This window comes from Flavobacterium sp. (genome assembly GCF_030146175.1).
GTDB lineage: Bacteria > Bacteroidota > Bacteroidia > Flavobacteriales > Flavobacteriaceae > Flavobacterium.
The window spans coordinates 26,239-36,714 of sequence record NZ_JASLCE010000088.1; the positions used below are offsets into that span (position 1 = coordinate 26,239).

The 10,476-nt window shown below is 40.8% G+C and carries 9 protein-coding genes; 6 read left to right on the forward strand and 3 right to left on the reverse strand.

The genetic code is table 11. The annotated features are described in order from the left end of the window. A complete protein-coding gene (locus Q1R07_RS10540) occupies positions 1-1,080 on the forward strand; it encodes a M20 family metallo-hydrolase (RefSeq protein ID WP_300489684.1) in 1,080 nt (359 codons plus the stop codon). 1 nt (position 1,081) lies between these two features. Continuing rightward, complete coding sequence (gene argH / locus Q1R07_RS10545) at positions 1,082-2,362, forward strand: argininosuccinate lyase (protein ID WP_300489687.1); 1,281 nt, start codon at positions 1,082-1,084, stop codon at positions 2,360-2,362. Positions 2,363-2,391: 29 nt separating this feature from the next. Here argH and ytxJ read toward each other — a convergent pair whose 3' ends face one another. Further along, complete coding sequence (gene ytxJ / locus Q1R07_RS10550) at positions 2,392-2,775, reverse strand: bacillithiol system redox-active protein YtxJ (RefSeq protein ID WP_300489689.1); 384 nt, start codon at positions 2,773-2,775, stop codon at positions 2,392-2,394. 155 nt (positions 2,776-2,930) lie between these two features. On the opposite strand from ytxJ, the gene clpB reads away from it, so the two are divergent. From clpB to Q1R07_RS10565, 3 genes are all read left to right on the forward strand, one after another. Continuing rightward, positions 2,931-5,537 (forward strand): ATP-dependent chaperone ClpB, encoded by a 2,607-nt coding sequence (gene clpB / locus Q1R07_RS10555; protein ID WP_300489691.1) that lies wholly within the window; start codon positions 2,931-2,933, stop codon positions 5,535-5,537. Positions 5,538-5,692: 155 nt separating this feature from the next. Further along, positions 5,693-6,370: a hypothetical protein gene (locus Q1R07_RS10560; protein WP_300489694.1), complete on the forward strand. Its 678-nt coding sequence runs from the start codon at positions 5,693-5,695 to the stop codon at positions 6,368-6,370. Positions 6,371-6,388: 18 nt separating this feature from the next. After that, complete coding sequence (locus Q1R07_RS10565; protein WP_300489697.1) at positions 6,389-6,982, forward strand: hypothetical protein; 594 nt, start codon at positions 6,389-6,391, stop codon at positions 6,980-6,982. A 243-nt stretch (positions 6,983-7,225) separates the two neighbouring features. On the opposite strand, the gene Q1R07_RS10570 is transcribed toward Q1R07_RS10565, so the two are convergent. Continuing rightward, positions 7,226-7,963, reverse strand: a complete 738-nt coding sequence (locus Q1R07_RS10570) for a hypothetical protein (protein ID WP_300489700.1) — start codon at positions 7,961-7,963, stop codon at positions 7,226-7,228. A gap of 356 nt (positions 7,964-8,319) precedes the next feature. Here Q1R07_RS10570 and Q1R07_RS10575 point away from each other — a divergent pair, with 356 nt between their 5' ends. Next, complete coding sequence (locus tag Q1R07_RS10575) at positions 8,320-9,513, forward strand: thioredoxin family protein (RefSeq protein WP_300489703.1); 1,194 nt, start codon at positions 8,320-8,322, stop codon at positions 9,511-9,513. A gap of 112 nt (positions 9,514-9,625) precedes the next feature. On the opposite strand, the gene Q1R07_RS10580 is transcribed toward Q1R07_RS10575, so the two are convergent. Then, positions 9,626-10,141, reverse strand: coding sequence for a hypothetical protein (locus tag Q1R07_RS10580; protein ID WP_300489706.1), 516 nt, complete (start codon positions 10,139-10,141; stop codon positions 9,626-9,628). Positions 10,142-10,476: the final 335 nt, after the last annotated feature.

A 10,476-nucleotide genomic window follows, 5' to 3' on the forward strand; every position in this document is an offset into this window, starting at 1 on the left:
ATGAAAACGATAATCAATTTAACCGCCGAAGCGATTCTTTTACTAAAAAAGCTAATCGAAACCCCATCTTTTTCCGGAGAAGAAAACCAAACAGCTGTATTAATCGCCGACTGGTTCGAGCAACATGGCATTCCGTATCATCGGGAGAATAATAACCTCTGGGCCTATAATCGTCATTTCGACCGTACGAAGCCTACGCTATTACTCAATTCCCATCACGATACCGTAAAACCCAATCAGGCCTATACGCTCGATCCGTTTACCGCTTTGGAAGAAGACGGAAAAATCTTCGGGTTAGGTAGTAATGATGCCGGTGGTTGCCTTGTAGCCTTACTCGCCGCATTCGCTTATTTTTATCCGCAGGAAAACCTGTCGCACAATATCGTGATGGTGGCTTCGGCCGAAGAAGAAAGCAGCGGTCCAAACGGATTGAACAGCGTGTTACAACACCTTCCGGAACTGGATTGTGCCATTGTTGGCGAACCGACCGAAATGCAATTGGCCATAGCCGAAAAAGGACTTTTGGTATTGGACATAACCGTACACGGAACCGCCAATCACGCAGCGCATGAAAACCCGGATAATCCGATTTATAATGCGTTAAACGTAATCGAATGGTTTCGGAACTATCGTTTTGAAAAAGTATCCGAAATACTCGGTCCGGTAAAAATGAGCGTTACGCAGGTCAATGCCGGAAAACAACACAATGTCGTACCATCCGAATGCCAACTGGTGGTTGATATCCGTGTTAATGATCAATATAGCAATACCGAAATTCTCGATACGGTTGTACAATCCGTAAACGCAATCGTACAACCGCGATCGATGCATTTGAATGCTTCTTCCATCGCACCGGAACATCCATTGGTTCGATCGGGCGTAGCATTGGGGCGTACAACCTACGGCTCTCCTACCCTTTCCGATCAATCGGTTTTGAGTTGTCAATCTTTAAAATTAGGGCCCGGGAATTCGCTGCGTTCCCATACGGCCAATGAATTTATTTACCGCCATGAAATTGAAAAGGGAATCGCTTTGTATATCGAAATCCTTAATGGCTTTTTTAACAAAAAAACAGAATAGTATGAAACTATGGGAAAAAGGGATCACCACCGATCAGAAAATAGAAAACTTTACCGTTGGAAACGACCGTGAACTGGATCTGGTACTCGCCCGATACGATGTGCTGGCTTCAATTGCCCATGCTAAAATGCTGGCCAAAACAGGTCTATTAAAAGAACAGGAAGCCACCGATATCGTCTTGGCACTGGAAGATATTCTGCAATATTGCAACCGTAAAAATTTTACCATCGATACGGATTTTGAAGATGTACATTCCAAAATCGAATTTATGCTGATTGAAAAATTGGGCGCTACCGGAAAAAAAATTCATATGGCGCGTTCCCGAAACGATCAGGTTTTGGTGGCTGTACATCTTTATCTGAAAACCGAAATCGGCGAACTGAAAAATCTGATTACGGAGTTATTTGAATTACTGCTTGTTCTGGCCGAAAAGCATCAGGACGTTTTATTACCGGGCTATACGCATATGCAAATCGCCATGCCATCGTCGTTTGGTCTGTGGTTTTCCGCCTATGCCGAAAGTCTGATCGACGATATGATAGTAGTAAATGCCGCGCTACAAGTAGTCGATCAAAATCCGTTGGGTTCTGCAGCCGGCTATGGTAGTTCGTTTCCGATCGATCGTACGCATACGACTCAAACGCTAAAATTTTCAACCTTGAAATACAATGTTGTAGCCGCACAAATGAGCCGTGGCAAGTCCGAAAAAACAGCCGCTTTTGCAATGAGTAGCATCGCAGCAACCTTATCGAAAATGGCAACCGATGCGTGCTTGTATCTGTGCCAGAATTTTGATTTTATCAGGCTTCCCGGTCATTTAACAACCGGGTCGAGTATTATGCCGCATAAAAAGAATCCGGATTTATTTGAACTGATCCGCGGTAAATGCAATAGAATACAAAGTCTGCCCTACGAACTGACGCTGCTCACCAATAACCTGCCGAATGGTTATCACAGGGAGTTTCAGTTATTAAAAGAAGGCTTATTTCCAGCAATGGAAAATTTAAAATCCTGTTTGGAAATGACCTGTTATGCGTTACAAAACATCGAAATTAACACCTCCATTTTAGAGGATTCGAAATACAAACACCTCTTTACCGTTGATACACTGAACGAACTGGTAACCCGAGGCATTCCGTTTCGCGATGCGTATAAAATCGTAGCGGAACAAATTGAAAAAGGGACTTATAATGCGCCGGAAGCGATTTCTCATACCCACGAAGGCAGTATCAATAATTTGTGTCTGGATAAGATCCGTCAAAAAATGCAGGCGGTACTATAAAAAAAGAGGTTCCAAATGGAACCTCTTTTTTATTCGGCCCATCGTTTCAGATCGTCGGCCTGTATTGCACTGTGGGAAGCGTTATACACCGCTTTTCCATCTTTGATCACTATAAGTTGCGGCGATTCGTGCTGTACGTCAAAACGCTCCGCTATTCCATTCGAAAGCGGTCGCTGTGCCAATAAATCCAAAAAGTACACATCCAGTTCATCGTCCAGAGCATATTCCCGTTCAAATTGTTTTAAAGCCATACGGCTAATGCTACATCGGGTACTGTGTTTAAAAATAACCGCCGGTTTTTCGAAAGACTGTTCCGCAATCGCATCCAAAGTGGTCGTTTCTAAAAGTTTCCAGTTCACTTTTGAAGGAACAGCTTCTTCCTGTCCTCCGAATATTTTATCCAAAAATCCCATTTCTGTCCGATTTTACGCCATTTTGGCATTTATTTTTTGTAAATTTAAGTACTAAAACGCCAATTTGTCTTGTTTTTTACATTGGAACATAAATTGACTACTACCAATCAAAGTTAAAAAATAACTATCACAATCGACAAACAACATTTAAAAATATGAATTTTAATAACCTAACAATCAAATCTCAGGAAGCCCTGCAACAAGCGCAACAAATTGCGCAAGGTTCAGGCCATCAGCAAATCGAGAACGAGCATATCTTTAAAGGTATCCTCGAAGTTGATGAGAATGTGGCACCATTCATTTTGAAAAAACTGAATGTGAATGTAAACCTGTTCAAACAAATTCTGGACAGTACGATTCAAAGTTTTCCTAAAGTAAGCGGAAGCGAACTGATGTTTTCCCGCGATGCCGGAACAACCTTAAACGAAGCCGCCAATATTGCTAAAAAAATGAACGACGAATATGTATCGATCGAACATTTATTATTGGCAATATTCAAATCGAAAAGCAAAGTGGCACAGATCTTAAAAGATCAGGGTGTGACCGAAAAAGGCCTTGAAAGTGCCATTAATGAAATCCGAAAAGGCGAACGGGTAACCTCAGCTTCGGCCGAAGAAACCTATAATGCCTTAAACAAATATGCAAAAAATCTGAACCAGCTGGCCAACGACGGCAAACTGGATCCTGTGATCGGTCGTGATGAGGAAATCCGCCGTGTATTACAGATTTTATCCCGTCGTACCAAAAACAATCCGATGTTGGTTGGAGAGCCGGGTGTGGGTAAAACCGCAATCGCCGAAGGTCTGGCACACCGTATTGTTCAGGGAGACGTACCGGAAAACCTAAAAGACAAAGTGGTCTTTTCATTGGATATGGGGGCGTTGATTGCCGGAGCCAAATACAAAGGGGAATTCGAAGAGCGTTTAAAATCGGTGGTAAAAGAAGTAACTTCTGCCGAAGGTGACATCGTATTATTTATCGATGAGATTCATACATTGGTTGGTGCCGGAGGTGGCGAAGGCGCGATGGATGCCGCGAATATTCTAAAACCGGCTTTGGCCCGTGGCGAATTACGAGCCATCGGAGCGACTACGCTGGACGAATATCAGAAATATTTTGAAAAAGATAAAGCACTGGAACGTCGTTTCCAAAAAGTTATGGTGGACGAGCCGGATACCGAAAGTGCGATCTCGATCCTACGCGGTATCAAGGAAAAATATGAAGCACACCATAAAGTGCGTATCAAAGACGATGCGATTATTGCCGCTGTGGAATTGTCGCAACGCTATATCACCAATCGTTTCCTTCCGGATAAGGCGATTGACTTAATGGATGAAGCGGCTTCCAAATTGCGTATGGAAATCAACTCCAAACCGGAAGAACTGGATGTTTTGGATCGTAAAATTATGCAGCTGGAAATCGAAATTGAAGCTATTAAACGTGAAAACGACGAAAACAAGCTTAAAATATTAGGTCTGGATCTGGCCAATTTGAAAGAAGAACGCAACGAGATTTTTGCCAAATGGAAATCGGAAAAAGATGTTGTAGACAACATTCAGGCGACCAAACAGGAAATTGAAGATCTGAAATTACAGGCCGAACGCGCCGAACGTGATGGCGATTACGGTAAAGTAGCCGAAATCCGTTACGGAAAAAGCAAAGAAGCGCAGGAACGTCTGGATGTCTTGCAAAAACAATTACAGGAAAACCAATCCGGTCATTCTTTGATTAAGGAAGAGGTTACCCATGACGATATTGCGGAAGTCGTAGCCAAATGGACCGGTGTTCCGGTAACCAAAATGCTGCAAAGCGAACGCGAAAAATTATTAAAACTGGAAGACGAATTGCACCACAGAGTGGTTGGACAGGAAGAAGCCATACAGGCAATTAGTGATGCCGTACGCCGTAGTCGTGCCGGTTTACAGGATTCCCGTAAACCTATCGGTTCGTTCCTGTTCTTAGGTACAACCGGTGTGGGTAAAACCGAATTGGCAAAAGCCCTGGCCGAATACCTGTTTGACGATGAAAATGCGATGACACGTATCGATATGAGTGAATATCAGGAACGTCATAGTGTGAGCCGATTGGTAGGTGCGCCTCCGGGATATGTCGGTTATGACGAAGGTGGACAGTTGACGGAAGCCGTTCGAAGAAAACCGTATTCCGTAGTCTTATTGGATGAAATCGAAAAAGCCCATCCGGATACGTTTAATATCCTGTTACAGGTATTGGACGAAGGACGCTTAACGGACAACAAAGGTCGTCTGGCTGATTTTAGAAATACGATTATCATCATGACTTCCAATATGGGTAGTCATATCATACAGGAGAAATTCGAGAATCTGAAAGGAAGTATCGAAGCGGCAACCGAAGCGGCCAAAGTGGAAGTACTTGGTTTACTAAAACAAACCGTTCGTCCGGAATTTATTAACCGTATTGATGAGATCGTGATGTTTACACCGTTGAGTTCGGCCAACATCCGTGAAATCGTAGGATTACAGTTAAAAAGCGTGATCAAAATGCTGGCACAACAGCATATTACGATGGATGCCACACCGGAAGCGATCGATTATCTGGCGCAAAAAGGATACGATCCGCACTTTGGTGCGCGTCCGGTAAAACGAGTGATTCAACGGGAAGTACTGAACGAATTGTCCAAGGAAATTCTTTCCGGTAAAGTAGCCACCGATAGTATCGTGTTACTGGACAGTTTCGACGGTCAATTGGTTTTCCGCAACCAGGCGGCAACCGATAACAAATAAAAAATAGCCGTAGTAACGGACGACAATATAGTATAATTTGTTTTTCATAATACCCGAAAGGGTTGGTTTTTGGTTGAAAACACCGGTCCCCACAAAAGGCCGGTGTTTTTTTATTCGCTAAAGTTTTATAAATTGGATTCCTTTTTCCAACGACTATGACACTAAGCAGCAGAGCCGAAAACTATATCAACACGCTCGATCGGAATCCGGAATGGATAAGTTCGACGCCAGCCATTCAAAAATACCTTTCCCGTTATCGTTTGGAAAACAGCGACCGATTATTCCAGATACAACAGGATTATTCCGGTTATACCTTTTCACCCGATAAGGATTCGGATTATGCCATCCGATTGTATTTTTTATCGGATGCCATCACCGCCAAAAATCAAAAGATCTATTATACGACCATCGACGGTAAAGCCGCTTTTTCGATGGATAACAGTAAAACCGAACCGTATTATCTGATTGCGGAAAATGGTGCGGTTTGGTATTGGGATGACGCGGTTAACCAGTATTTCTGTTTATACGAATCCATAGAGGTGCTGATCGAGATTTATGCACTGGAACGCGATTACCAGTATCATTCGTCTTTTCCGGCAAAAGATCTGGCCTCGGAAGACGTTAAATCAATTATCGACTACCTGAACCAACATTATACTTTTGTTCCGGAATGTTCCGATAGGTATCAATATTACTGGCAAACCGATTATGATCTGATCCGTATCCTGTATAACGACTATGAAAAGGAATATTCACTTGTGATCAATAGTGTTAGCCCTCATAATTTCCAATTGATCTTAGACGGACTCAAACGGGATAATCTGTATCTTTGATCCTCATTTCCGCTTACTATGATACGCCTACTTTCCGTTTTCCTTTTTTTAAATATATGTATCGGTTATTCGCAAAAGAACAGCCTTGACATTCGCCCGGTCAATCGTTTTAGCAATCTAAAATACCTTGCCGTTCACGGGGAAAAAATACAGGAGTTTAGCTATTCGGAATCGGTAATTCGCGCTGAAAAAAATCATTATGCCATTGCAATGACCATTCACGGTCACCAACGCAAATTTACGTTTCCATTTACAAAGGAGGACTTAAACGGAAAAGACAGCCTCAATTCGGGTCTGACAGAAGCTTTTTACGCCGAAAAGATAACGTATCATCTCGATGACAAGGAATACATTCTATACAAACACATCGATTACAATTGTTATGATCCGTTATGCGGCAGCAAACACGGTCATCGTACGATGATTACCGGTAGCAGCTATTTTAGTCCGGATTACGGCTTGCTCTTTATCAGTCAGAACAACAATATGACGCTGGAAATTCTGACTAGTATCAACGGAAAAGAAGCTCCGAAAGATTTGATCATCGCTATTCTAAAAGACAATCAGGTGGATAATCGTATTATTAAAGAATATAAAAAAGTAAAGCTGTAGATATCTTTCAAAACAGCAGTCCATAAAAAATTATTATTTAAAATTTTCAAGACATCGAAATGATTTACAAAAAAATTACCACTGATAATGAGCTATATATTTGGATGAATGGTAAGCTTCTTTTAAAGAAATGGATCGGAACTTCATATCACTCCAAAGTTTTTGATGTAACAGCATATGGAAAAAACACGTACATGAGCATAACTGAAAAAGGAAAACAAATCAATCCATAAAAGTCACTCATTAATGTCGTAGATAATCCAATCCTTTGCGATACCCGTCCATAATCGACTTAAACAATTCGCCGCTGGTTGGTGGTGTTAACACAATCGCATCCGCACCCGACGTAATGGCACTCTGAATACTTTCCAGACTTTTTCCGCCGGTGGCCATAATCGGATACCCCGGAACGGCATAACTAATATGTTCCAGAATCTTAGCGGTGTTTTTTCCGCCGGTGATATGAAAAATATCCACTCCGGCATCCACCCGATCCTGAAATGAAAAATCGGCTACCGAAACACTGGAAATAATCGGAATTGTAATCTTTTTCCGGATCACGTTGAGGTCTTTGTTTTTAAACGGCTGGTTTACAATTATAGCCGCCGCACCCAAGGCTTCCGCCTGTATAGCCATTTCCATTGCCACCTTCCCTTGCGTAAGCCCCCCGCCTACTCCACATATTACCGGTTTATCGGAAAAATCAATTAATGCCTTCATAATTTTCGGAGAAGGGGCAAATGGATAAACAGCCAATATTGCATCGGCATCATTGTTTTCAATGATCGCCATATCGGTCGAAAACAGTAATGATTTCACGTTTTTTCCGCCTAACATAATGCCGTTACAGTCTTCACTGATCATCTTAGGAGTGGTCAGTGGTTTCGGTGTGGCTTTTGGTCGCCTGAAAAGCCGCTGAAAAAAAGAGAGGGCTTTGGCTTCACCTTTCCAAATGGACATTATGTTAAGTTCGTGCTTCATTTCAATACTTTTAACACGGTAAAATTACAATCGTCAGGAACCGAAATAGGCCCTACTGGAAAAACCATATCCGATTCTGTAATATGACGCTAAAAAAATGTAGTAAAACTGAAATGTGCCCGGCTATCGGCACGGTATAATTCCGAAGAATTGAAAAGTCATCAAACTACTATAACGCTACTATAGAATGGTTTCGTATAAATTTTAGCAACATCTTAACATTATAACAGTTAGCTCTGATTTTTACCTAAAACATCTTTTTTAACTAAAAAAATGTTAATCCGGGTTTTTCCCCGTTTTTTTATCACAGGATAATGGTAATTTTGTATGACCTTCCACCTTAATTACAACTCGGTATGACTTCGAAACTATATTCCCTCCTGTTTGTATTCCTCGCAACAGTATCACTGAATGCGCAAGGCGTACGCTTTGAATCCGGTTTGGCAACCGCTCTCGAAAAAGCTAAAAAAGAAAACAAACCGCTGTTTATTGAATATTACAATGAAAACTGTTCGGTTTGTAAAACCCTGGATCCGGTATTTGAAGACGCCACTATGGGTGATTTCTACAATACCCATTTTGTCAATTACAGAATCAACACCGAAAACATTAAAAAAGAAGACAGTTTGTATATCGCGCAGTCCAAACTAAAACTGGAAAGCGTGCCGTATTTTCTGTTTTTTGATACCGATAACACGCTGATTCATTGTTCCGGAGCTAAAGCCGATGTCGGTTACCTCGTCAATACGGTTGGAAAAACGGCTTTGGATCCGGTGGAACGCACTGCAAATCTGGCCAAAAAATACGCCTCGGGCGACAAAAGCATTCGTACGTTATATGCGTATTCCACTTTGGTACAATTGTATAAAGACGATCGAATGACCAATCGTATTGCCAACGACCTGTACGACGCTTTTCCGAAAGACCAGTTGGGAACTCAAAAAAGTTATACGATACTAAAAAACTGCGTGTTCACCATCGATAACGGATTTTTCACCTATTGGGTCAATAATACCGATAAATTAAAAGGTTTTGAAACCGGTTCGAAAGCCGGAAATGAGATCAAAGTACTACAGGATATCCTGTTAAAAACGATCAACAGTGATGCTAAAAACAGTTGGAATCTCGCTAAAATCAAATCGGTAAAAGAACTGATCGAAAAAACCGGGCTTAGCACCAATCCGGATGCTTATGTATGGCAACAGGAAGCGGCAGTTTTGGTAAAAGACGGTCGGGAAACAGAAGCACTGGCTCTTTTTAGTAAGATGATCGAAAACGAAACCGTAGCCGGCGCGACCTACATTATCAACCAGTTTCTGGATATCGTAAAAGAGAAAAACAGTATTGCCGCGATCAAATCTAAAATTGATGCGTTACACAACCTGGCAAAAGACAACGATGATAAAGCCGATATGTTCTATACCGAACTGCGCTATTTTAAAAAAATCAACAACCAGGATGCGTTTAAAAAACTATTGGAAAAAGCCACTGCTTTTTATAAAACCAATCAAATGGATATGGCCCGTTTAACGGAATTTAAAGGGAATTAAAAAAATAAGCAGGAAAAATTTACCTCTTTCGACTAGGTAAAATCTTTTCCTGCTTCTCTATAGTACTCAATATTGTGTTTTTCCTCGTCAGAACGACTGTTGGAAAAATTGATTACTTTTTACATACATTGATAACACTGGCTACCAATTGTTTGTTTTCCTCTTTTTCGTTTTTCATGAGCATCGATTTTAGGATATAAACCACAATAATTCCCGGAATAGCCATGATCAATGCTGCTAAAGCTGTTGCTATTTTCTGACCCGGTAAAAATGCGAATGGTTCGATATGATTATACCCCATATAGGCACCAATACCCATAAAAGAAAATAACCCACCATACAATATTCTGGATCCCATTTTAGAAGATTCGTCAACATCTATTGAAAGTACCGTTGGGTTGTTTTTTACCCATTTTAATGTAACCGCGGCGCCAACTTTATCGCCTTTTCTGATTTTGATTTCATGCGACCAATCTTTATCCAACACACCAAATTCGCCTGCAGTAACCGAGTGTGTACTTCCAAATTGATTTTTTAGTTTCGCCAATAAATTGGTGGCCTCATTTTTTAAATTTGCTTCTCTGGTACCACTACCTTCCAAGGTGTAAACGATTTGTTTTTCTTCCATGTTTGTGTTTTATTAAGATTGTTTTTTGGTTTTAGTTTAATTTCAAATTAGATTTCAAAATATCTCGAAATTGTGAATTTTCAATATAAAACCGTGAAGATATTTAATTCTGATTTATTTCCAATTATTAAACTGACAAAAAAACGTTACATTTTCAAAATTTTAGTTATAATTCTATAGTATTCTGATAAAAATCAGCAATCTTGTTTTTTTAATAATATAAATCCACCCCGTTAAACAAGGACATCGCTGACGAAATTTTCAGGCTATTAATCGCCTTAAAAATATCCTGACAAAAAAAGAACACAGAAGACAATTATTTATATTTTTGGCAA